Source organism: Deltaproteobacteria bacterium HGW-Deltaproteobacteria-18, assembly GCA_002841885.1.
Taxonomy (GTDB): Bacteria; Desulfobacterota; Desulfovibrionia; order Desulfovibrionales; family Desulfomicrobiaceae; genus Desulfomicrobium.
Genome location: PHBE01000009.1, coordinates 26,949 through 50,054 on the forward strand (window position 1 = coordinate 26,949; position 23,106 = coordinate 50,054).

21 protein-coding genes, 1 tRNA gene, 1 other RNA gene and 1 pseudogene are annotated in these 23,106 nt (G+C 59.7%); 10 read left to right on the forward strand and 14 right to left on the reverse strand.

Annotated features, from left to right (window positions below):
- Nucleotides 1-181: 181 nt before the first annotated feature.
- Nucleotides 182-1,213 (forward strand): hypothetical protein, encoded by a 1,032-nt coding sequence (locus CVU60_09375; protein PKN41599.1) that lies wholly within the window; start codon nucleotides 182-184, stop codon nucleotides 1,211-1,213.
- 73 nt (nucleotides 1,214-1,286) lie between these two features.
- Here CVU60_09375 and CVU60_09380 read toward each other — a convergent pair whose 3' ends face one another.
- On the reverse strand, nucleotides 1,287-1,808 hold the full coding sequence (locus CVU60_09380; GenBank protein PKN41600.1) for a pyridoxamine 5'-phosphate oxidase family protein: 522 nt from the start codon (nucleotides 1,806-1,808) through the stop codon (nucleotides 1,287-1,289).
- Nucleotides 1,809-1,818: 10 nt separating this feature from the next.
- On the reverse strand, nucleotides 1,819-2,463 hold the full coding sequence (locus CVU60_09385; protein ID PKN41601.1) for a flavodoxin family protein: 645 nt from the start codon (nucleotides 2,461-2,463) through the stop codon (nucleotides 1,819-1,821).
- 151 nt (nucleotides 2,464-2,614) lie between these two features.
- On the opposite strand from CVU60_09385, the gene CVU60_09390 reads away from it, so the two are divergent.
- Nucleotides 2,615-4,753 carry an RNA-binding transcriptional accessory protein gene (locus tag CVU60_09390; protein ID PKN41602.1) on the forward strand — a complete coding sequence of 713 codons (2,139 nt, stop codon included), beginning with the start codon at nucleotides 2,615-2,617 and terminating at the stop codon, nucleotides 4,751-4,753.
- Between the two features lie 144 nt (nucleotides 4,754-4,897).
- Here CVU60_09390 and CVU60_09395 read toward each other — a convergent pair whose 3' ends face one another.
- On the reverse strand, nucleotides 4,898-5,773 hold the full coding sequence (locus tag CVU60_09395) for an EamA family transporter (GenBank protein ID PKN41603.1): 876 nt from the start codon (nucleotides 5,771-5,773) through the stop codon (nucleotides 4,898-4,900).
- A 206-nt stretch (nucleotides 5,774-5,979) separates the two neighbouring features.
- On the opposite strand from CVU60_09395, the gene CVU60_09400 reads away from it, so the two are divergent.
- The 5 genes from CVU60_09400 (at nucleotide 5,980) to CVU60_09420 (ending at nucleotide 11,775) form a co-directional block, all read left to right on the forward strand.
- Nucleotides 5,980-6,519, forward strand: coding sequence for a bacterioferritin (locus CVU60_09400; GenBank protein ID PKN41604.1), 540 nt, complete (start codon nucleotides 5,980-5,982; stop codon nucleotides 6,517-6,519).
- 237 nt (nucleotides 6,520-6,756) lie between these two features.
- Nucleotides 6,757-8,526 (forward strand): hypothetical protein, encoded by a 1,770-nt coding sequence (locus CVU60_09405; GenBank protein PKN41605.1) that lies wholly within the window; start codon nucleotides 6,757-6,759, stop codon nucleotides 8,524-8,526.
- Complete coding sequence (locus tag CVU60_09410; GenBank protein PKN41606.1) at nucleotides 8,523-9,671, forward strand: transglycosylase; 1,149 nt, start codon at nucleotides 8,523-8,525, stop codon at nucleotides 9,669-9,671. Before CVU60_09405 ends, CVU60_09410 begins: the two co-directional genes overlap by 4 nt.
- A 2-nt stretch (nucleotides 9,672-9,673) precedes the next feature.
- Nucleotides 9,674-10,327 carry a hypothetical protein gene (locus CVU60_09415; protein PKN41607.1) on the forward strand — a complete coding sequence of 218 codons (654 nt, stop codon included), beginning with the start codon at nucleotides 9,674-9,676 and terminating at the stop codon, nucleotides 10,325-10,327.
- Between the two features lie 17 nt (nucleotides 10,328-10,344).
- Nucleotides 10,345-11,775 carry an Asp-tRNA(Asn)/Glu-tRNA(Gln) amidotransferase GatCAB subunit B gene (locus tag CVU60_09420; protein ID PKN41608.1) on the forward strand — a complete coding sequence of 477 codons (1,431 nt, stop codon included), beginning with the start codon at nucleotides 10,345-10,347 and terminating at the stop codon, nucleotides 11,773-11,775.
- A gap of 149 nt (nucleotides 11,776-11,924) precedes the next feature.
- Here the strand turns inward: CVU60_09420 and CVU60_09425 are convergent, their stop codons facing one another.
- Complete coding sequence (locus CVU60_09425) at nucleotides 11,925-13,031, reverse strand: peptidase M20 (GenBank protein ID PKN41609.1); 1,107 nt, start codon at nucleotides 13,029-13,031, stop codon at nucleotides 11,925-11,927.
- 152 nt (nucleotides 13,032-13,183) lie between these two features.
- Between CVU60_09425 and CVU60_09430 the strand changes: the two genes are divergently transcribed.
- Nucleotides 13,184-13,609: a hypothetical protein gene (locus CVU60_09430; protein ID PKN41610.1), complete on the forward strand. Its 426-nt coding sequence runs from the start codon at nucleotides 13,184-13,186 to the stop codon at nucleotides 13,607-13,609.
- A gap of 159 nt (nucleotides 13,610-13,768) precedes the next feature.
- On the opposite strand, the gene CVU60_09435 is transcribed toward CVU60_09430, so the two are convergent.
- From CVU60_09435 to CVU60_09460, 6 genes and pseudogenes are all read right to left on the reverse strand, one after another.
- On the reverse strand, nucleotides 13,769-14,521 hold the full coding sequence (locus CVU60_09435; protein ID PKN41611.1) for a hypothetical protein: 753 nt from the start codon (nucleotides 14,519-14,521) through the stop codon (nucleotides 13,769-13,771).
- A gap of 403 nt (nucleotides 14,522-14,924) precedes the next feature.
- Nucleotides 14,925-15,626, reverse strand: a pseudogene (locus CVU60_09440) (carbonic anhydrase).
- A 274-nt stretch (nucleotides 15,627-15,900) separates the two neighbouring features.
- Nucleotides 15,901-16,722, reverse strand: a complete 822-nt coding sequence (locus CVU60_09445) for a hypothetical protein (GenBank protein ID PKN41612.1) — start codon at nucleotides 16,720-16,722, stop codon at nucleotides 15,901-15,903.
- Between the two features lie 238 nt (nucleotides 16,723-16,960).
- A complete protein-coding gene (locus tag CVU60_09450) occupies nucleotides 16,961-17,875 on the reverse strand; it encodes a Tim44 domain-containing protein (GenBank protein PKN41613.1) in 915 nt (304 codons plus the stop codon).
- A 109-nt stretch (nucleotides 17,876-17,984) separates the two neighbouring features.
- An RNA gene (gene ffs / locus CVU60_09455) (signal recognition particle sRNA small type) lies at nucleotides 17,985-18,080 on the reverse strand.
- Between the two features lie 13 nt (nucleotides 18,081-18,093).
- Nucleotides 18,094-18,185, reverse strand: a tRNA-Ser gene (locus CVU60_09460).
- Nucleotides 18,186-18,354: 169 nt separating this feature from the next.
- Between CVU60_09460 and CVU60_09465 the strand changes: the two genes are divergently transcribed.
- Nucleotides 18,355-18,615 (forward strand): antitoxin, encoded by a 261-nt coding sequence (locus CVU60_09465; protein PKN41614.1) that lies wholly within the window; start codon nucleotides 18,355-18,357, stop codon nucleotides 18,613-18,615.
- Nucleotides 18,612-18,998, forward strand: coding sequence for a VapC toxin family PIN domain ribonuclease (locus CVU60_09470; GenBank protein ID PKN41615.1), 387 nt, complete (start codon nucleotides 18,612-18,614; stop codon nucleotides 18,996-18,998). The genes CVU60_09465 and CVU60_09470 overlap by 4 nt, the downstream gene beginning before the upstream one ends.
- An 88-nt stretch (nucleotides 18,999-19,086) precedes the next feature.
- Here the strand turns inward: CVU60_09470 and CVU60_09475 are convergent, their stop codons facing one another.
- The 4 genes from CVU60_09475 to hisD all read right to left on the reverse strand — a co-directional run bounded on the left by CVU60_09475 (nucleotide 19,087) and on the right by hisD (nucleotide 23,064).
- Nucleotides 19,087-19,518: a thiol reductase thioredoxin gene (locus CVU60_09475; protein ID PKN41616.1), complete on the reverse strand. Its 432-nt coding sequence runs from the start codon at nucleotides 19,516-19,518 to the stop codon at nucleotides 19,087-19,089.
- A 548-nt stretch (nucleotides 19,519-20,066) separates the two neighbouring features.
- A complete protein-coding gene (locus CVU60_09480) occupies nucleotides 20,067-20,831 on the reverse strand; it encodes an enoyl-[acyl-carrier-protein] reductase FabI (protein PKN41617.1) in 765 nt (254 codons plus the stop codon).
- Nucleotides 20,832-20,857: 26 nt separating this feature from the next.
- A complete protein-coding gene (locus CVU60_09485; protein ID PKN41618.1) occupies nucleotides 20,858-21,757 on the reverse strand; it encodes a phosphoribosylaminoimidazolesuccinocarboxamide synthase in 900 nt (299 codons plus the stop codon).
- Nucleotides 21,754-23,064 (reverse strand): histidinol dehydrogenase, encoded by a 1,311-nt coding sequence (gene hisD, locus CVU60_09490; protein PKN41619.1) that lies wholly within the window; start codon nucleotides 23,062-23,064, stop codon nucleotides 21,754-21,756. The genes CVU60_09485 and hisD overlap by 4 nt, the downstream gene beginning before the upstream one ends.
- Nucleotides 23,065-23,106 lie beyond the last annotated feature (42 nt).

The following is a 23,106-nucleotide window of genomic DNA, read 5'->3' on the forward strand; positions in this document are numbered from 1 at the left end:
CCGGCCTTTTTTTTGGGCTCTTTTTTGACGCCAGGAAGAATCCGGGCCCAAGGCGCGGCTTCATTTCTGGACCTTGAGACCGAAACAGACTAACTCGGCTTGCTTTGGCCACGAACACGGACGCCTCTTTCTGGCGCACCGCGCGTCGTGGAAGCGGACGAACATTTCAAGGAGCATCGGCATGACAGCCAAGACCTGTCTCATTCTCGACATCGGCAGCGGCACCCAGGACGTTCTGTTGTACCAGGAAGGCCTGGAGCTGGAGAACTGCCCCAAGTTCATCCTGCCCTCGCCAGCCCGGAACGTGGCGGCCCGCATTCGGGAACTGACAGCCGCCGGGCGCGACATCTATCTGCACGGCCAGAACATGGGCGGCGGATTCTGGCGGGCGGTCAAGGCCCATCAGGACGCCGGGTTCAAGGTCTTCGCGCATCCTGACGCGGCGCTGGCCCTGGGGGACGATCTGGATCAGGTGCGCGGGCACGGCATCGACATCACTTCGGTTCCGCCGCTCTCGGCATCCCAGGTGCTTCTGACGGATTTCGATCCCGGCTTCTGGCGCGGCCTGCTGCAACACGCAGGCCTCTCGCAGCCCGATCTCGTCCTGGCCTGTGTGCAGGACCACGGCTTTCATCCCGGCAAGAGCAACCGCATTTCGCGGTTCGCGTACTGGGAACGCTTCATGAACGAGGATGGCGGTGAATTTTCGCGGCTGCTTTACGCCGATCCGCCGGAGGAGATGACCCGGCTGCAATGCCTGCGTCGTTCCATCGGCGTGGGACTGGTGGCCGATACGGGTTCCGCGGCCCTGCTCGGGGCTCTCTTCGATCCCGGCGTTGCCCGGACGGCCGCCACGGACGGCGTGCTCGTGCTCAATGTCGGCAACAGTCACACCATTGCCTTTCTCGTGCTCGGGCAAAAGGTCCTGGGCGTGTACGAGCATCATACCGGGCATCTGGACGAGACCAAGCTCCTGGATCATCTGGCCCGGTTTCGGCGTGGGGAGCTTGATAATCAGGAGGTCTTCGATGACGGCGGACACGGCTGCGTGACCGTGCCGGACCTGCCGGAAGGATTCCGGCGCATTGTGGTGCTGGGCCCCCGGCGGGCCCTGCTGGCCGACGCCAAGGTGGAGTTCCTCGCTCCGGGCGGGGACATGATGCTGGCCGGATGCTTCGGGCTTCTGAAGGGTTGGCGTGAGGCGGGCTGGTAATCCGCCAGCCCGGTTCGTAAGTCGTCTTCCAAGGCCTTGATTCGTGCAGGGCACGCACCCAGGTGGACCATTTTCAGGAAAAAGATTTTTTGCCCGTCATTTCAAGCACCTCGATTTTCCACACATCAACACCGCCGATTTTTTTTTCGGGAACTCGCGGGGCGTCCGTGGCGTAATTTTCCGTGATGATCTGCAGGGCGGCGAGTTTGGCCTCAGGGTCGACGACCCTGGTGACCGAACCGTGGATGATGACAGTGGCGTAATCGAAGCCCCAGTTGCAGGGGCCGTCACCCTTGCGCCTGAGCTCCGCCTGTGCCTCGAAGAGACCGCAGACGCGGGGGTTTTTAGTCAGGATGTCAGTCTTGAGGCCTTCGGGGGCGCAGTGGAAATAGATGTGTTCCCCGTCGTACCCGTGGGACAGGGGGATGACGTAGGGCGCGCCGTCGAGGCACAGGGCCAGGCGCATGACCGGGCTTTTTCGGATGATGTCCCGCATTTGCGCGGGATCGGTGATCTCGTTCTTCCTGCGGCGCATGGGGTGATGCAGCATAGCAATTTTTCCGCGGTTGATGATTTGGCACTCAGGCTTGGTCATGCGCCGGCCTTCAGCGCAGCAGGGCTTCGGCCAGGTCCGACCCGAGCTGCTCGGCCCGGATGAGTGCCTCGTTGTCTTCCTTGACCTTGCCTTTTTCGAACACCTTGAACACCGGCAGCACACCGACAATCTCGTATCCCAGGGCTTCCAGAGGCAGACGCATGGCGTCGACGGTAAAGCCCATGTCCCGCTCGTCCACCTGCTCGCAGATGGCTCCGATGACGGCCTTGCGGCCCTGGCCCGCCAGGCGGCTGGACCAGCCCCGGGGGCACTCGCGGTCGAAGTTGTAAAAGCAGTAAAGGCGGTCGATGAAGGCCTTCATCCAGGCCGTGACATTGTAGTTGTGCGTGGGCGAGACGAGGATGAGCCCCCGGGAATCGAGGATGTCCGGGTACAAAAACGACATGCCGTCCGTGAGCCCGGTGCAGATCTTGTCTTTCCTGCACCGCTCGCAGCCGACACAGCCCTGGAAGCTCACGTCGCGCAGGTGCAGGCCATGGGCCTCGATCTTGTGTTTGCGGGCTCCTTCAATCATGAACCTGAGCAGGGTATCGGAGTTCCCGCCTTTTCTGGGACTCCCGCCAATGCCCAGTATGCTGGCCTGGGGCGGCTGGAGGTCGTTGCCTTTTCTGATGAGGTTTTCCCGTGCGTTCATGGTCATGCCTCCTGATTAAAGGTTTTTCGATATTCATGCCGTCGTCGCATGGCATCGGGTACACCGGGAAGTATTTTCTGTCGACACGGGGGAGACCGTCCTGCACCGCAGCGGATGCTCCTTCCACGCACCAAACCAAAGGGAGAGACACATGTCTGAAACCGATATATATCAGCGCGTAAGCGCAGCCAGCGCCATTTCCAGGGGACAGGTCGAAAGCGTCGCGGCTTTGCTTGACGAAGGCGGCACGGTGCCCTTCATCGCCCGCTACCGCAAGGAGCGCACCGGAGGGCTCGACGAGGTGGCCATCCAGAAGGTGCGCGACGCGCTGGAGGCCGGGCGCGAGCTCGACAAACGCCGCGAGGCCATCCTCGGCAGCCTGACCGAACGGGGGCTCCTGACCGACACCCTTGGTCAGGCGGTCAGGCAGGCCCCCACCCTGGCCGAGCTGGAAGACGTGTATCTACCGTACAGGCCCAAGAAACGAACCCGGGCGACCATGGCCAGGGAGAGGGGGCTTGAGCCTCTGGCGCAGGCCATTCTGGCCGGGAAGATCGATCCCCAGTCTGCTGCTGCCGGGTTCGTGAACGCCGAGTTGGATGTGCCGGACGTTCAGAGCGCGCTGGCTGGCGCACAGGATATCATCGCCGAAATCATGAGCGAGGATCGGCGCTGCCGCGAGGGTATGCGCAGGCTTTTTGCGTCGGGGGGCGTCATCGCCTCGGCCGTGCGCAAGGGCAAGACCGAGGAAGGCGAGAAGTACCGCGATTATTTCGACTGGCGCGAGACCGCCCGCACGGCTCCGGGGCACCGCATCCTGGCCATGCTGCGCGGCGAGCGCGAGAAGATCCTCTCCCTGTCCCTGCGTCCCGACCAGGATCAGGCCTTAAGCGGTCTGGCCAGACTTTTTCTCATCCCTAAGGGCCCTTGCGGGGCAGTGGTACAGGAGGCTGTGGCGGATGGGTATTCCCGCCTGCTGGCCCCCTCGCTTGAAACGGAACTTTGGGGCGAACTCAAGGCCAGGGCCGACGCCGAGGCTATCGGCGTGTTCGCCGCCAACCTGCGCGAGCTGCTGCTGGCCCCGCCGCTGGGCCCGCGCCGCATCCTGGCCCTGGACCCGGGGCTGCGCACGGGCGCCAAGCTCGTCTGTCTCGATGAGCAGGGGAACCTCCTGCACTGGCAGACGATTTTTCCCGTCGGCGGCAAGGGGCAGGCCGAAGAGGCGGGGCGGGTCATCACCGCGCTGGTCAAGAGCCACCGCGTGCAGGCCATTGCCGTGGGCAACGGCACGGGCGGCCGCGAAACCGAAACTTTTGTGCGGGGCCTGAACCTGCCCGTCGATGTGGATGTGATTCTGGTCAACGAAGCCGGGGCCTCGGTCTATTCGGCCTCGGAGATCGCGCGCCGGGAATTCCCGGACCTGGACCTGACCTACCGTGGATCGGTGTCCATTGGCCGCAGGCTCATGGACCCGCTGGCCGAACTGGTCAAGATCGACCCCAAGTCCATCGGTGTCGGCCAGTACCAGCACGACGTGGACCAGACGGCCCTGAAGAAGAGCCTTGGCGACGTGGTCGTGTCCTGCGTCAACCAGGTCGGCGTGGACGTGAACACGGCCAGCCCGGAGTTGCTGGCCCATGTCTCCGGCCTGGGCCCGGTCCTGGCTGGAAACATCGTCGAGCACCGCCGCGAGAACGGGCCTTTCGCGGACCGCAAGGGGCTCCTCAAGGTCAAGCGCCTGGGCCCCAAGGCATTCGAGCAGTGCGCGGGATTCCTGCGCGTCCGTGACGGGAAGAACCCTCTCGACGGCAGCGCCATCCACCCCGAGCGCTACGCCCTGGTGGGGCGCATGGCCAAGGACGCGGGCTGCACCGTGGCGGAACTGCTGAAAAATCCCGAGGTCCGGCGAGGCATCGACCCGGCCCGCTACGTGGACGCCGAGGTGGGCCTGCCGACCCTGCGCGACATCCTGGCCGAACTGGAGAAGCCGGGCCGTGACCCGCGCCCTGCCTTCCAGGTTTTCCGCTTCGCCGACGTGCACGACATCGCCGACCTGCATCCGGGCATGACCGTGCCGGGCATCGTCACCAACGTGACGCGTTTTGGGGCCTTCGTGGACGTGGGGGTGCACCAGGACGGGCTGGTGCACATCAGCAACCTGGCCGATCGCTACGTCAGCGATCCCGGCGAGGTGGTGCGGGCCGGTCAGCAGGTGCAGGTCTCGGTGCTGGAGGTGGACGCCAAACGCAGGCGCATCGGGTTGTCCATGCGCTCAGTTCAGTCCGGCTGAACTCTCCGGCTATAGGCTCCCGTGAACGTCCTCGGGAAAAAAAGGGTCATGACAAGGACTAGGTTCCTGTCATGACCCTTTCGCGTTGCGTCGAATTCTGCTTCAGTTGATGTCCTTGGCGATTCGAAGCCCCGTTCTTTCGCCTCAGGAAGAAGGGCGATTGGCCAGATACACTCCGGAGATGACCATGGCCCCGCCGCTTAAAAGTGAGGAGGTCACGGGTTCGTCCAGAATGATGTAGCCCATGGCGATGGCAAAAACCGGCACCAGGTTGATGAAGATCCCGGCCCTGGCCGGGCCGATGGCCCGGATTCCGGCGTAGTACCAGGTGAAGGCTACGCCCGTGGCGATCACGCCTAGAAAAAGGATGTTGCCCCAGTCCACCAGCCCCGCCCGCCCGATGTCCGCCAGCAGTCCGTGGCTCAGGGCCGGGCCGATGAGCATGAGGGTGCCCAGCAGGCATGACCAGGTCACCGTCAGGAGCGGATCGAGTCTGCGCATGACCCGGCTGCCGGCCAGGGAATAAGCGGTCCAGGCGCCGACGCAGCCGAGGATCATGAGGTCTCCGCGCGATAGGCCGCCGTGAAAGAGGCTCAGGGGATTTCCTCCGGAGAGGACGACGCTGGCCCCGGTAAGTGACAGCAGGGTGCCCAGGATTTTTCCCCAGGTGAGCTTGTCTCCCAGGAAGATCGTCGCCATGATCCCGATGACCACAGGCACAGAGGCGATGATCAGCGCCGCCCGTCCGGCCGGTACGGTCTGAAGGCCCGTAAAGAAAAAGGCGTTGTAGAGGAAGATGCCGGTCAGACCGAGAAAGGCAACGGGCAGAATCTCCTTTTTGGGCAAGCGCGGAAAACCATGCCCTGCGTGCCAGGACCACAGGAAAAGAAAAATCGAAGCGGTCACGAAGCGCAGCAGGGCGGCGGAGAACGGTCCCATGTCCTGAGCCAGGACCCGGCCGGAGATCCAGGTCGCGCCCCAGAAAAAGACGGAGCCGACGAGTTTGGCGTAGACGAGCATGGGCAGTTCCTTTGCGTTATAAGCGTGATGCGTGATGCGTGATGCGCTGGAAAGAGTGGTTGCTTACTCCTCTGTCGGCGGAGGTTCAAGGGGCGGGGGAGATGAATTCGGTTTTGAAATGACTTGCCCCGCGGCCCCGGTCTTTGCTAAACATGGTCTGCACCTTTTGTTGAAGCAACGAACCTCAAATATTTCAGGAGAAAACCATGACTGAAAGACTTCCCAAAGAAGAACGCAGGGCGAAGGTCATCGACGTATTGAACCAGGCTCGCTCCATGGAACTTTTCGCCATTACCCAGTACATGAACCAGCATTACGGCCTGGACAGCATGGACTACGGCGAGTTGGCCGCCAAGATGAAGCTCATCGCCATTGACGAGATGCGTCACGCCGAGATGTTCGCCGAGCGCGTCAAGGAGCTTGGCGGCGAGCCGGCCACTTCCTACGAGGGCGACCTGAAAAAAGCTCAGGATGTGCGCTCCATCTACCCCTACGACGCGACGCTGGAAGACGACACCATCGACATCTACAGCCAGTTCCTGCTGATCTGCCGCGACAATGGCGATGCCATCAGCGCCAAGCTCTTCGAGACCATCGTCGAGGAAGAGCAGGCCCATATGAACTATTTCGAGAACGTGGGCACACATATCGATACCCTTGGAGATACCTATCTCTCCAAGATCGCGGGCACCTCCGCCTCCACCGGTCCTTCCACCAAGGGCTTTTTGATCAGCGGCGGAAACTGATTTTTGACGGGCGAAATGCCGAAAGGCGCACGGGCGTGAAGTCCGTGCGCCTTTTTGTTTTAAAAGGCCTGGGATTTTCGGATTCAAAGACCCGCTCGGGCTGGTCCCCGGCACGAGAAGCCGGCGCTTGACCGAGGATGGTTTACAGGCCAATTTACCGGGCGATCTTGCGATAAAAGCAAGTCTTTTCCTCGGCGAACATGTAGCCCCTTGCCCATCAGACATACGGGAGTTTTGATGTCCAAATTGCCGGATTTTACTTCAGTACGTGAACTGCGTTACGGCCGGGACCCATATCTTGACGCCTGGCTGCTGCATTTCATGACCGAAAACAATATCGAGCCCACGGTCAACCCGGCGGAGAACGCCCAGCAGGAACAACTGCGTTTCATGGTCGACGTCGATGACGATCAGGTCTTCGTGCCCTGTTCGGACGAGATGTTCGAGAACCTGCTGCACACCCGCCTCTCTTCGACCCTGCGGCAGGAGTACCGGGAGAAATGGCGCATACTGGTGCATCTGGCGCGCATCAACATCAAGGACCGCTACACCCGGCGCAAGATTTTCGCCCTGTCCAGGCACAAGGTCCGGCAGGTGCTCCATGCCCCGTTTCTCATCCCTTCACGATTTTTGAAGCAGCTCATGACCATCTTCATGGCCATGAGCGGGGTTCACGACCCGCAACGCAAGGAAAAGCGCCAGGCCAACAAACGTGCCCTGGATTTCATGAACAGCCCGGACATGAACCGAAGTCTTTACGCCTGCCCCGAATCAAACTTGGGCTGTTCCTCCATCAAACACCTGCGCTGGGAACTTGAACTGCTGGAGATGGCCCGCCTCTGCCGACTGTCGCTGCGTTCACAGATCTGGGATAAGCCGGGCATGGTCCACGAAGACGCCGCGTTTTTCGACGAGATTTGCGCTCCGTGGCCCGAATTCGCCGAGATAATGACCAGAATCATGGGCCCATCCAGCGAACAGAAAAAGCTCAAGATTCTCTATCTGCCCGGCAGCAGCGGCGGGATCATCTTCGATCTGCGCCTCATCCGCGTGCTGATCCGCCTGGGGCACAAGGTCATCCTGGCCCTGAAGGAAGGCTATTGCCTGGACAGCACCGCGATTTGGGATGTTGAGCATGACAAGGCCCTGCAGGACGCCCTGGGCGAGGCTCTTTTTGTGGAAAACAGCCGCATGAGCAAAAACGAGCTTTTACGCGTCCAGCGTGAGAGCTCGCTCCTGGTCATCTCCGACGGTACCCGCGAGCGGCTCAACCTGTGGCGTACCAGCGTGACTTTCGCCCGCTCCTGGAAAGAGGCGGACCTGATCATTGCCAAGGACTTTCCCCATCATCGCAGGCTGATCAAGAACTCCCACCTCTTCACGCGCGACATTCTCTGTCTGTATAGAGACCGGGATGGGCTGGATCAGGTCCGTTTCAAGGAAAAATCGTCGCGTGTGACCAAAATCACCGAATCCCAGATCGTGGCCCAGTCCGACGCCATCATCGCGCAGATGCGAACGGCTCGGGGAATGGGCCGCCAGGTCATGTTCTACAGCGCCATCATCGGCAGCATCCCGGGGCAGACCAAGGTCGCCCTGGGTGTCGTGAACACTTTTGTGTCCCATTTGCGGTCCAAGCACGCCAACCTTCTGATCATCAACCCGGCCGAGCATTTCGTCGATGGGATGGACGGGGACGACCTGATGTACATGTGGGAGAGGGTCCAGCGCAGCGGGTTCATTGATGTCTGGCGGTTCCAGACCGTTGGCGACATCGAGACCAGCTTCGAACTGACGGGCGAGGCGGTCCCTGCGGAATGGCACGGCAAGGATTCGACATTTTCCACGGGCTGCACCAAGGAGATGAACATCGCTCTTGAAATGCAGCAAAAGCATCCCGAAATGCAGATCATCGGCCCGGATCCCAAGCGCTTCTTCAGGCGCATGGAGTACGGGGTGGGCAAGTATTTCGATGCGCGCATCACGGACAAGGGGCGCAGCCTGTGAGGAGACTTTTTGCGGCATGTCTGTGTCTGGCGCTGCTCTGCGCCTGCGCCGTGGCTCCCAGGCAGCCCATGCTCGTGGAGCAGGCTCCCGGGAGAGATCTTGCGGCGCGGGTGGCAAGCACTGCAGCCAGCGATCCGGCCGCGCTGACTCGCGCCATCGGGCACTCACTGGCCTACGTGCTGACCCGGCCCGCGGATGGCAAGCCCTTTGGCGCGGACGGCCCGGCGTGCACATGGGGGGAGCTTGGGGATTCTCTGGAGCACCTGCGTACGCTCATCCCTGGCCTTGCGCAGGACCCGGACCTCCTGACCCGGGAGTTCCGATGGATCGAAGTAAGACCGGAACCGCTCATGACCGGCTACTACGAGCCGTGGATGGAGGGCAGCCTTGAGCCGGACCCGCGTTTTCCGGTACCCATATACGGGCTCCCGGCCGATCTGCGCAGCGTCGACCTGGGGTTATTCCACCCACGCTGGAAGGGGCAGCGGCTGACGTACCGCCTGGATGAAAACGGCATCGCGCCCTACCATTCGCGAGAGGAGATCGATGAGCTGGGCGCCCTGACTTCGAAGGAGACTCCCATCGCCTGGACCCGGGATCTCGTGGACGTCTTTTTTTTGCAGGTGCAGGGCTCGGGCCGGTTGAATCTGCCGGACGGCTCGGTGCGTCATGTCCTGTACGCGGGTAAGAACGGGCACGAGTACGTTTCCCTGGGCAAGGTCATGATCGAGCGCGGACTTGTCCCGGCCGAGGAAATGTCCATGCAGCGCATCCGGGCCTATCTGCGCGAGCATCCGCATGAGGTTTCGGTACTCTTGAACACCAACCCGAGCTACGTCTTTTTCCGGTTGGCGCAAGACGGGCCGCTCGGAGCCATGGGGCGAACATTGACGCCAATGGTCAGCATGGCTACTGATTCTGCCTTTCTGCCGCTCGGCAGTATCCTGGCTGTGGATGCCGTGCTTCCGGATGCGGACGGCACGGAGACACGGACGGCGTTTCTGGGATTGGCCCAGGACCGTGGCGGGGCCATCAAGGGCAGCCGCCTGGATCTTTTCTGCGGCGCGGGGCAGAGGGCCGAATTTCTGGCCGGGCATCTGCAGGCCACGAGCCGCGTCTATCTTCTGCTCAAGAAAAAGGAATAATCATGCAGCCCATGGACCCCCAGACCTTGAAGGACCTTTTGCATCAGGCCTGGACGGCGCAGCTCGCGAGCGTCGCCCTGTGGCATGAGGAGGACGCTCCGGCAGACCTCCCGGCGCGTCCAGGCGACGGACTGGTGGAGCTCGTTCTGCGCCAGCATCTGAAGAATTTTCTGCTCTGGCATGTCGAGGACAGAGCCCGGCGCAAGGATGTGGACGCCAGTGTCATCACCGGCTGCAAGCGCGAGATCGACGGCCTCAACCAGCAGCGCAACGACCTCATGGAGCAGGTCGATGCCTGGCTGGTGCGCGTCGTGGGCGCCTTTGCCGCACAGAAGGATCTGCCTGAGGAGTCGCGCCGCTTCAATACCGAGACGCTGGGTGCGGCTCTGGACCGCCTCTCCATCCTGAGCCTCAAGATTTTTCACATGCGCGAACAGACCGATCGCATGGACGTGGACGCCGGGCATCTTGAGAGCTGCCGGGGCAAGCTCGCCCTGCTTGAAGCCCAGCACCGGGACCTCTCTCAGTCCATCCTGGAACTGATCGACGACTACGCCCGGGGCGTGAAGAGCCCGAAGGTTTATTTTCAGTGCAAAATGTATAACGATCCGGCCCTCAATCCGGAATTGTATGCCGCAAAGCCTGTCGCGGGCTGACGCGGGAAGGAGCCAGTATGCGCGATTACGAAGTGGTCATCGGCCTTGAAGTACATGCCCAGCTTAAGACCAGCAGCAAGATATTCTGTTCCTGTTCGACCCTGTTCGGGGCCGGCCCCAATGAGAACACCTGTCCGGTCTGCACGGGGATGCCAGGCCAGCTGCCCGTCCTGAACGCCCGGGCCGTGGAATACGCGGTCAAGATGGCCATGGCCGTGGATTGCACCGTCAATCGCCGTTCGCTTTTCGCGCGCAAGAACTATTTTTATCCCGACCTGCCCATGGGCTACCAGATATCGCAGTTCGAGCTGCCGGTGGCCGAGCACGGGCACATCGTCATCCACACGGAGAAGGGCGAAAAGCGCATCGGCATCACCCGCATCCACATGGAGAATGACGCGGGCAAGAACATCCATTCTTCCACGGACAACGCATCTTACGTGGATCTGAACCGCGCCGGAGTGCCGCTCATTGAAATCGTGAGCGAGCCGGACATGCGCTCCGCCGAGGAGGCCGTGGCCTACCTGAAGAGCCTGCGCGCCATTCTGGTGTACCTCGGCATCTGCGACGGCAATCTGGAAGAAGGAAGCTTTCGCTGCGATGCCAACGTTTCCGTCCGCCCCCGCGGGCAGGAAGAGTTCGGAACCCGCGCGGAACTCAAGAACATGAACTCCTTTCGCAACATTCTGCGGGCAATAGAGTACGAGGTGGAGCGCCAGATCGATCTGGTCGAGGACGGGGAGAAAGTTGTGCAGGAGACCAGGCTCTTTGATGCGGCCAAGGGCGTGACCCGCTCCATGCGCGGCAAGGAGGAGGCCCACGACTATCGCTACTTCCCGGATCCGGATCTCTTGCCCCTCATTGTCGAGGAAGAGTGGATGGAGAAATGGCGGGGCGAGCTGCCGGAGCTGCCGGAGGCCCGCTGCCGTCGCTTCCAGGAAGCGCTCGGGCTGCCTGGGTACGACGCCCTGGTCCTGACGGCGGAGAAGGAGGTGGCCGACTATTTTGAGACCGCGCTTGCGACCTACAACGAGCCCAAGAAGATTTCGAACTGGGTTATGGGCGAGGTCATGCGCGAGTTGAACGACCGCGGCGTGACTCTGGCCGAGTGCAAGCTCCGTCCGGAAGATTTGGCCCGGCTGGTCAAATTGGTCGATGACGGACTTGTGAGCGGAACCATCGCCAAGGGCGTGTTCAAGGAGCTGTTCGAAACCGGCGGCGATCCCGAGGCCTACGTCAAAGCCAAGGGCCTGGTGCAGATTTCGGACACTTCGGCCATCGAGAGCCTGGTGGACGAGGTTCTCGCCGAAAATCCGTCGGAAGTGGAACGATACAAGGGCGGAGACAAGAAGCTGACCGGCTTTTTTGTCGGCCAGGTCATGAAAAAATCCAAGGGCAAGGCCAATCCGGGACTGGTCAATCAGTTGCTGGCGAAGAAGCTCGGCTAGACGGAATGGAAGGCCCCGCAAAAACGAAACGGGCGGCCCAAGGGTCGCCCGTTTGCGTTCGGACGGAGGGGCGCAGCAATTCTCCCCTCGTCATCATGCTATTGCCGACAGTGGGCTGCGGACCGCACATCTCGGAACCTTTCGGCCTTCTATCTCTGCATCAGCGCCGCGGTCAGTTGCACGGCCTTGACCATGTCGTCGACCCGGATGAACTCGTCCGTGGTGTGAACCCGGCTCATGCCGATGCCCAGGTTGATGCAGGACAGGCCCTGGCCGGCGAAGATGTTGGCGTCGCTGCCGCCGCCCGTGCCCTTGACCGCAGCGACGAGGTTCAGATCGTTGCAGGCGTGCAGGGCGCGATGCAGGAGCCTGCTGTCAGCGGGAACGTCCATGGCTGGGTAGGAGATTTCGTGACTGAAATCGAAGTTTCCGCCCGCTTCCTGGGCCGCTTCGACGCAACACAGGCGCATGTGCTCGATCTGGGCCATGAGTCTGGCGTTGTTCTGCGATCTGGCCTCTCCGGTAAGGGTCACGCAGTCCGGCACGATGTTCGTTTGTCCGCCGCCCTCGATGCGTCCGAGATTGGCGACGGTTTCTTCATCGATGCGCAGGAGTTTCATGCGGCTGATCGCATTGGCCGCCATCTGGATGGCGCTGATGCCTTTTTCCGGCTCGATGCCGGCATGGGCCGAGCGGCCGTGAAAGGTGATGGTCATGCCGGCCTTGGATGGCGCGCGGACAATGATGGTTCCCACATCCCCGCTTGAATCGAGGACCACGACCTCTTTGGCCTTGACCCGCGAAAAATCGAGATGCTTGGCTCCGAACATCCCGGCTTCTTCGCAGACCGTGAACAGCAGGAAAAGTTCGGGATGAGGGGTGCCGTCTTCCTCAAGGTGGAAGAGGGCTTCCAGAATGGCGCTGATGCCGGCCTTGTCGTCGCCGCCGAGGACCGTATTCGAGGCGGAGCGGATGATTCCGTCGCTCAGGACCGGCTTGACGCCAACGCAGGGGTCGACGCAGTCCATGTGCGCGGAGAACGCCATGGCGTCGCCGGGGCCGGTGGCGGGAACGCGGACAATGACATTGCCTGAGTTGCCGCCGAAAAAAGTGCCTGCATTGTCGACGTGAACGTCATAGCCCCGGGCGCTGAGCAGGGCGCACAGGTGATCGGCCACGGGCTTTTCCTGTCCGGAGGGGCTGTCGAGGCGGACCAGGTCGAGAAACGTGTTTGTCAGTCGGTCTTTATTTATCATGGGAAATATGTTCCTTGTCGATGAGAGTTGCCGGGATCATTGCTTTTTGAATAGAAAAGGTCAACAAGCCAGAACGAGTCGGTACTGGCCCTACAACGTCCGGCCGCGGCTTTCAACTTGCGAAACCATTTGGTCGGCCAGTATATAATTCAATGAAACAGGGATCATTCTTGCAGGGAGAGAATATGGTTGAAACACACAGCACTTTCATGGGCTATCTGCTCTGGATTTTCGGATTCACTGGCGCGCATCGTTTTTATTATGGCCGCCCCATTTCCGGGACGATCTATTTTTTTACACTCGGACTTCTTTTCATCGGCTGGATCGTGGACCTCTTCCTGATTCCCTCCATGGAGCGCACGGCCGCACTGCGTTTTCGGCCCGGACGCATCGATTACTCCCTGGCCTGGATTCTGCTAACATTTCTGGGCGTTCTGGGGGTGCACCGAATGTACATGGGCAAGTGGATTACGGGCATCCTCTATATGCTGACCGGAGGGTTTTTTCTGATCGGGTATATATACGATTTCTGGACATTGAACGATCAGATCACCGTCATCAACGCAACCAAAGGCTAGCAACCTGCCCTCTCGCGACGAACTGTTGAAAATCCAGAGCCGATACGTATGTAAATTACGTATCGGCTCTGGATTTTCTTTGTTTCTCGCTGCTCGGCATTCTTGCGCGGCCTTGGCATTTGCAAATCCCTGACAGAGATCCGGGAAGAGCTGGAGTTTCTAGTCGTGCAGTACTGGGGGCTCCCCGGAGAACCATTTGCGGGCCAGGGCATCGAGTTCTCCATCGGCCTGAAGATCCCGCAGCGCCGCGTTTATCCTCCCGAGCAATTCGGGGTGCCCCTTGCGTAGCGCGATGGCAATATCGGAACCTGGGTCCGGATTGCTGAGCGTTCGGATTTCAAGGCCTCTCAGGGCGGCCAGATATTTTCCGACCTCCCGCGGCATGATGGCCGCCGCGGTTTCTCCACGGGCCAGCAGGTCCAAGGATTCTTCCTTGCTCCCAACCTGCATGATGCGGATTTTCTGAAAGATGCCCCGCTCTTTCCAGTGCAATTCTACAAAGGAATGCCTGTCTCCGGTGATGACGAGGCCAAACAGGTCTTCAACGCTGGTCACGGTGCTGTTCGCGCAGACAAAAACCACATCGTGACGCTTGGCGTACGGCGTGGAAAAGTCGAAGTAGTCGTGCCGGAATGCGTTGACCTCCATGCCCACGATCATGTCGATCCGGCCGAAAAGCAGCATGCTTACGACATTGTCCCATTTTCCCTGCTCGAAACGGGCCGATACTCCGAGCCTGGCACAGACGGACTTTGCCACGTCCACATCGAATCCGGCAGGCCGGTCGTCAATGGCGAATTGATACGGTGGAAATCCGGTGGCGACCCCGCAGGTCATTTGCAGATCCTGGGCACGTCCAGAAACGGCGCTCAGGAAAATGATCAGGAGGAGAGTGGGCAAAACCCGAATCATGGGGACTCCACGGAAATTGAAGGGTAGTAGTTCATAACCCTACCTGATCCGCCGTGGTTGAACAAGGACGGGGCGTGAAATTTCGCGCCCCGCTGTTTGCCGTCCTGGTGACCGGAAAGGAAAAACCCGGCTGGGCCGGGTTTGATTTCTAGTTCTGATCGGGGTTGAGTATCTTCTTGTCGAGTACGAAGACCGCTCCAATGAGCAGCAGGACGAACACGATAAAGGAGAAAAATCCGAATCCTCCGGACGAAGGGGCCTCTGCTGCCTCGGTGTGACCTTCAGCATTGGCCTGCTCCACGGCGGGTTCTGCATGGGCGGGAGTGTCCTTGGCGGGCTCGGCGTGGGTGGCGGGCTCGGCGTGGGTGGCGGGTTCGGCGTGGGCCGGGGGAGTCACTCCACCCAAAAGCGCGGTCTGGTTCGGATGGGTGCCCAGAATGTTCACCTTGCCGGTAAGGATGTCGTAAACGCCCCCAACCACGACGACCCGGCCGTCTTTTGCCCGGTCGGCGATGGCGTGACTTTTGCCCAAAAGATCTTCGATGGCCTGCCAGACGTTGGTCTCGATGGCCTTGACGATGAGTTCGGGAGTGTCGGCATCCGGGTGCTCTTGGCGCGCCTTCTCCACTGCAGGAACGATGTTGTCCACCAGAGCGGGGATGCTGCCATGGACTTCGGCTCCTATGGTCACGGCCGTCACGGCGCCGCAATAGGAGTGCCCGAGCACCATCAGCACCGGAGTGCCGAGGTGATCAACGCCGTATTCGGCGGACCCTATTTCGTCCGTGTCGGCCACGTTGCCCGCCACCTTGATGACGAACAGATCCCCGACTCCCTGATCGAAAAGAATTTCAACGGGGACCCTGGAATCCGAACAGGCGATGACCGTGGCGAAGGGAGCCTGTCCTTCCGTGGTGGTCAGCAGGCGTCGGGAGAAGCTTGTGTTGGGGTGGGTAGATTGGCCCAGGGCGAACCGCAGGTTTCCCTCGGTGAGCATCTTGAGCCCTTTTTCTGGACTTACGGGATGAACGCCGGGAGCCGAGGCCATGGCCGCAAGCGGGGCCAGAACGAGCAGAAAGACCAGGATAAGACGTTTGATGAACATGTTGAACCCCTGATAATGTTTGAGGTGAACAGCCGTGGCTGCGATCTTGTGAGTGTTTCACGCTTGAGAAAATTTTCTCAAAACTAACGCAGCTTCAGGCACATTTCAAGAACTGTTGCGGAGAAAAGTTCCTTTTGCGGCTGGACCTGTCACTCAAAAACCCCGCGCCAACAAAACAGGCCACTTCATTCTTGACGGTGGCTCACACAAGAAAAAAAACGGCGCGCGACCGAAGCCGTGCGCCGCATGCAGGCGGAGTTGCACTTGCTGGCGGCTAGCCTTTGAGCACGGTCTTGTCCATGAACACGATAACTCCGATGAGGGCGCCGATGAACACGAGGACAAGCATGAAACCCGAGCCGCCGGATTCCTGGGCAGCCTGGGCGTCGTCGGCTGCTGCCGCGTGGACTGTTTCGGCGGGAGCAGCGTGGCTTTCTGCCGGGGCGGCGTCTTCCTGGACCATTGCCTCATGGGTTTCGGTGTCCGCTTTTTCTTCCGCTGCGGGAGCCAGAGCTGCCTGCGCTTCGGCCGCGGCTGCGGTTTCAGGCGCAACTTCTGAAGCAGGTTCGGCAGCCCCCTCAGCCTCGGTACCGGAAGGCAGCGTGAGCAGGTACTGTCCGACCAGAATCTGCAGTTCCGGGTGAGCGCCCAGGACCGTAACGGCTCCGCTTTGCGCGTCGACCACGGCGCCTACGGCTGAGATCTGGCCTTTCATCACCGCATGGATCAGATCAGGAGAAGCTACCAGCGTATTGGCATATACCGTCCACACGGCATCTTCGGTCAGCCCGAGAACAACGACCAAGGGAGCGGTGAGGTCGGCGCTCTTGACGGCAATGCCGGTCGTGGGTGCAAAGCCGCCTTCGGGCTTGACCACGGCGATCCGTGATTCGCTCATGCCAAAGAGATCGGCTGCCGGTACGGAGATGGCCGGATCGGCGATGACGATGGCCAGGGGAGCGGGCGCAAGGCTTTGTTCCAGTACGAATTTTTCATTGCCCAGAGTCAGGGCTTTCAGGGCTGCCTCCGGAGCGGCGGCCAGAGCGGACACGGCAACGGCACAAAAGAGCACCGTCAGGGAGAGGATTCTTTTCATGTACGGTTTCCTTATGAAATGAAGTTTATGGTCTCAAAGAATGCCCGGGTCCGAACCGTTCCCGGAGCACAAGCCTTGTTTGTATGCTTCTATGGCGTCCTTGTAAGCGCTGGCCAAGACGTCACTCCCGCAGGACCTGCAGGAGATGCGGGCCGCGGCTCACCTGCCCGTGATCTGCGCTGGTTTGTCACAGATCGGGCAGGGAATGTGGTCGTTTTCGCGGGAGTGATCCCGCTTGTTATTTTTCAAGTTGCTGAATGCCTTCCACTACCCAGTGTTTCTCGCCGCCGGTTTCGTAGCGGCTGAAATGCCAAGCCTCGCGAACCTGTTCGGCCGGAGCCGATGCAGAGTCCTCGCGCAGCATGGTGTCAAAGAGAACCGTGGCGATGGTCTGGTTGCCCAGCGTTTTTACTTCAAGCAGAGTGGCCTCGAGAAGCAGGATTTCTGTCTTGCCCGGAGCGGAATCCGCCGCCGCCTGGGCCTGAATCTCGGCAAAGACATCCGCGGAGGTGAACTGACGCAGGTCATCCATGTCGCGGGCGTCCCATGCCGCCTGAAGACGTGTATATGCAGCCTTGGCGCCTTGCAGGAAGTCGTCGGCGTCAAACCCTGCCGGATAGTTCGGGGCAGTGGGGGCGGTGTTCTGCTGCGTGGTGCGCAGGTTGTCCCATGCACCGCGGTTCATGTCGTGTACCCGGCCCGGCCCTCCTGCGGTCTGCGTGGCTGGTTGACGGCTGCGCAGAAAACGCATGAGCAGAAAAAGACCGCCTCCGATCAGCAGGATGTCGATGAACGAGATCCCGGAAAATCCGCCGCCGAAAAAGAGCGAACCGAGCAGACCGCCCATGAGCATGCCGCCGAGAAGCCCTCCGAACATGCCGCGTCCACCCATGGGTGAAGCTCCGGGTGCCGCCTGTTTCGACTGCGAGGAAGTGGGCGCTGCGGGTTTTTGATAGCTTTTGGAGTAGGATGGCCTGCTCCCGAAAGAACCTCCTCCGCCAAGGCGTCTTGCTTCGACCAGGTCCGGCATGGTCAGCAAAACAAGTCCAAGGCTCAGAATGATGGCTCCCAGGAATGAGAATTTTGTCACAAGTCCTCCTTGATAAGTTTGATCCCGTAACCGATATGGGCACAGGATGGAAACTGGAAACATGAATGCGCGTTATTTATGATTATAATGACCCGATGAGGATGGGGAAGGGTTGTGCGCGCGGAAGAACAACTCAAATGTAAAAAAAAAGGCAGGAGCGAAAATTTCGCACCTGCCAGGGAAGCCGGGTACCCGAAAACAACTGTTACCGCTGCTTCCTTTCGGACCTGACGGGGTTGGCAGCGTTTCCGCCACCCGGCTTCCCTTTCATTTTCAAAAAATGGCGGAGAGGAGAGGATTCGAACCTCCGGTACCCGTTGAGGTACACACACTTTCCAGGCGTGCGCCTTAAACCAGACTCGGCCACCTCTCCGCGATCGGGAAAAACGTCTCTATGTCAGAGGACTTTGTTTGGCAAGGGAAAAGTTGGCGAAAATCACAAATTCAGAATCTTTAAAGAGACGAGATTGCGCCTTGGTATTGACAGTTTTTGTGATAGTTTCATATTGTGCATGCACAATGATGGCAAAAAAGGAGGCGTTATGAAGACATTAAGCATTCGCGGCGTGGATGAGGATTTAGGTAAGCTCATCAAGTGTGCAGCAAAAAAAGAAGAAAAAAGCGTCAATAACTTCGTGTTGGATGTCCTGCGCAAACAGGTCGGAGCAGGCAAGGAAAAGCGGTTCTCAAGGGAGTGGCATGATCTGGACAGTCTTTTCGGCATTTGGAGCGACGAGGAATATTCCAAAATCCAGGGCAGGATCGATGCGCAGAGACAGGTCGACGAAGAGTTGTGGAAATGAACAGAATACTCATCGACACCAATATCTATTCCGGCGCTCTGCGCGGCGATCAGGAGATTGTCCGGGTTTTGCGGGGAGCGGAGCACATCGGCCTGAGCGCCATATCACTGGGTGAACTGTTTTCCGGGTTCAAAGGAGGAAACAGAGAGGAAGAGAACAAAAGGGAACTTGGTATTTTTATCGACTCAGCCCGGGTGGCACTCTATCCTGTGGACGAGTACACCGCCCAGCATTATTGCGCCATTCTCGATCAACTGCGCCGCAGCGGTACGCCTATACCCACCAACGACATCTGGATAGCGGCCATAGCTTTTCAGCACGGACTTCCGCTCTTCACGCGGGATCGGCATTTTTCAAAAATCGAAGGCCTGCTCCTCCGCTAGGCCTTCAACATCTCCTGATGCTTTATTGCTCGTTGCATCATGGATAGATTGCGTTGGTGTGTGAAAGGCGTTGTTCCAGCAAAATTCCTCAGATTTGCTGCCTTACCCAAGCCTGGATTTGGCCTGCAGGCATGGCTCCGGCCTTGCGAGCGGTTTCTTTGCCCTGCCGAAAGAGAACCAGACTTGGTACGGACTGGATGTTGAAGCGGGAAGGAACGGCGCGCTGGGCCTCGGTGTCCATCTTGGCGAGGATTACCTGTCCCTGAAGGGCCGCAGCGGCCTGGGCGAAGGCCGGAGCCATCATCTTGCACGGGCCGCACCAGGGCGCCCAGAAATCAACCAGCACCGGCAGAGTGGAACGGGAGATGAAGCGCTCAAAGTTCTGGTCTGTAAGGTCCACTGGGTGAACGGGAAGGAGAGGTGTGGCGCATTTGGCGCAGACCGGGTTCTGGCGGATGCGTTCGGTGAGGACGGCGTTGACGGTCTGGCAGCCTGAGCAGACGGCGTGTATTTTTTCCATGAGGGTGACCTCCGGTTTGTGGTGAGGTTGAGAAGTATTGGAAATAAACATCTCTGAGCGCTGTGCAAGGTGGAAGGGAAGAAATTCAGGGGCGACAGCACGGAACGCGGCCCGCTATCGACATGGCCGTCGACCCCGCCGGAACTCCTTCTCCGGCCTCGTAGAGTTGAATCGTTGCGTGCAGTGCGAAAAATCCGAGCAGTTCGCCAGGCAACGATTCAACAAACGATGCCTGGCTCAGTCAGACAACCGACGAGGCCGACGGCCATGTCGACATCGGGCCTTGAGGCGCTGGGGGGGGATTTTTGACTGACGGTGAAGAATATGACTGCGGAATTCGCTCGAACATACGCATCATTCAACCCGTCATTACGAGGAGTCTTTGTACGTAGCCCGACTTTCGTCGCGGCAATCCAGCTTTTTCTGCGTCCGCTCCATGCATTTGATCCGCTATAAAACGCAGCGGTCGACTCAAAGGGAGAAGCGAAGCCAACAAAAAAACCCCTTCGCGGGAAGGGGTTGGTGTCGATTGCATGGTAGGCAGGGGCTCAGATGCCCATGATGTTGTAGCCCGAATCCACATAGATGACTTCGCCGGTGATGGCGCGGGACAGGTCCGAGGCCAGGAAGAGGCCGGTCTTGCCTACGTCTTCCTGGATGATGTTGCGGCGCAGGGGGGCACGTTCCTCGATGGTGGAGAGGATGGTCTTGAATCCGGAGATGCCGGACGAGGCCAGGGTCTTCAACGGACCGGCGCTGATGGCATTGACTCGGATGCCGCGTTCGCCGAGATCCATGGCCAGGTAACGCACGCTGGCTTCCAGGGCCGCCTTGGCCACGCCCATGACATTGTAATGGGTGATGACCTTTTCCGCTCCGTAGTAGGTCATGGCCATGACAGACGAGTTGTCATTCAGAAGGTGCTCGTAAGCCTTGCATATGGCCACCAGGGAATAGGCGGAAATGTCGAGGGCCAGATGAAATCCTTCGCGGGAGGTTTCGACATAGCGTCCCTTCAGGTCGTCGCGGTTGGCGAAGGCCACGGAGTGGACCAGAATGTCGAAATTGCCCCATTTTTCCTTCACCAGTTCCGCAGACTCGGCAATGGCGGCATCGTCGGCCACGTCACATTGAAACAGGAAATCACTGCCAAGTTCCTCATGAATGGGCTCGACCCGTTTTTTGAGCGCCTCCCCTGCGTAGCTGAGGGCGATGGATGCTCCGTTGTCCTTGAGCTCTTTGGCAATGGCGTAGGCGATGCTCTTGTCGTTGGCCACGCCAAAAATCAGGGCTTTCTTCCCTTGAACGAGCATGGATTTTCTCCAGTTATGTTTGCGCCTTACGGCAATTGCAAAGGGGATCCGGTCAGCAGTTCGAAAGCTTCCAGGTATTTTTTCTGTGTTTCAGCGATAACCTCGGCGGGCAGCGTCGGGGGCGGAGGGGTCTTGTCCCAATCCGTTTCGCTCAGCCAATCGCGCAGGTACTGCTTGTCGAAGCTGGGTTGCGCCTGGCCCGGGACGTACCTGTCGGCGGGCCAGAACCGGGAGGAGTCCGGGGTCAGAACCTCGTCGATGAGCAGGATATCCTTTTCGTTCAGGCCGAATTCGAACTTGGTATCAGCGATGATTATCCCGCGCTTGGCAGCCAGATCCCTGCCACGTGAATAGATGGCCAGGGACAGCTCCTGGATTTTTTTGAGCAATCCTTCGCCGATGCGCGATTTGGCGTCGGCCAGGGTGATGTTTTCATCGTGTGCACCCAGGTCCGCCTTGGTGGACGGGGTAAAGAGCGGAATCTCGAGTTTGTCGGAGTCTACCAGCCCGGCGGGCAGTTTGTATCCGCAGACCGAGCCGGTGGCCTTGTAGTCCTTGAAGCCCGAACCGGTCAGATAGCCGCGTACGATACACTCGATGGGCAGGGGTTTGGCCTTCCTCACCACGACTGCGCGGCCTTCCAACTCGTCCTTGTAAGGTGCGAGGGCGGCAGGAAAATCGCTTACGTCAGTGGCCAGAAGATGGTTGGAAACCAGATCCTTGAACGCGTCCATCCAATAGAGGGTGATCTGGTTGAGGACAACGCCCTTGTAGGGGATGGGCTCGTTCATGATCACGTCAAAGGCGGACATGCGGTCCGTGGTCACGATAAGAAGGGTTTGTGGGTCGATTTCGTAGATATCGCGGACTTTCCCGCGAGAGATGAGCGGAAATTCACGAATTTTAGTTTTGGTAACGATTTTCATGGGTTCTCCAGACGTTGTTCGACGCTGCGGGCATGAGCTTCCAGGCCTTCCAGGCGGGCCAGACGGGCCACCTTGAAACCGTGGTTGCCCAAGTATGCCAGATCGGTGCTGATCAGGCTGGTTTTTTTGCAAAAAGTGTCCACGGACAGGGCTGATGAAAAGCGTGCCGTGGAAAGAGTGGGCAGCACGTGGTTCGGGCCCGCAAAATAATCACCCACGGGTTCGGGGGTGCTGTGGCCCATGAAAACGGCTCCGGCGTTGCGTACCGAGCCGATCCAGGCCCAGGGGTCGGCCACGCTCAGTTCAAAATGTTCCGGCGCAAGGCGGTTGATGAGGTCCATGCCGGTTTCAAGATCAGGCACATGAACGAGCGCACTCCAATCGGCAAGGGACTTGGTTGCGATCTCCTGACGCGGCAATTCCGAGAGCTGTCGGCCAAGTTCTCTTTTGACCTCGTTCAGGAGTTGGCTGTCCGAAGAAATAAGAATGCTTGAAGCCAGCGGATCGTGCTCGGCCTGGGAGAGCATGTCGGCGGCCAGCCATTTCGGGTTGGCGGTAGAGTCAGCCAGGATGGCGATTTCGCTTGGGCCTGCGATCATGTCAATGCCGACTTGGCCAACCAGCAGGCGCTTGGCCGTGGTCACGAAAATATTGCCCGGTCCTGCGATGACATCGACACGGGGGATGGATTCTGTGCCGTAAGCCAGGGCAGCAATGGCCCATGCCGAACCGCACATGAAAATGGTGTCAATCCCGAGAATGGCGGCGGTGGCCAAAATGTAAGGGTTGAGCGTGCCATCCTTGCGCGGCGGGCTGACCACGCAGATTGCCTTTACGCCTGCAACCTGAGCCGGGATGGCGTTCATGAGCAGGCTCGAAATGAGCGGAGTCTCCCCGCCCTGGCCACCGGGCACGTACAGCCCCGCACGGTCCACGGGCAGTACGAACTGGCCCAGCGTAGTTCCGGGAGCGGGGGTGGTGATCCAGGAGTTCTGCTTCTGGCGCAGGTGGAAGTCGCGGATGTTGGCAGCGGCTTCACGGATGATGGCCGCATCCTCTGCCGGGATCTGTTCCAGGGCTCGGCTGATATCGGCCTTTGGCACGGCCAGTTGGGTCGCTGTCAAAGACGGGCAGTCAAAGCGCCTGGTGTAATCGGCCACGGCTTCGTCACCGCGCTCACGCACTTGGGCCAGAATGTCTCGCACCAGAGGTTCGACATTGTCCTCGCTGGCATCCCGGCGCGCCAGCCAGGACGTGATGCCGTTCCAGTCATTGGATGAAATATATTCAAGGAGTCTCAAAGGCATGAATGCTCTCGCATGGGTTCGCGGTGGAATGCCGGGGTGGAC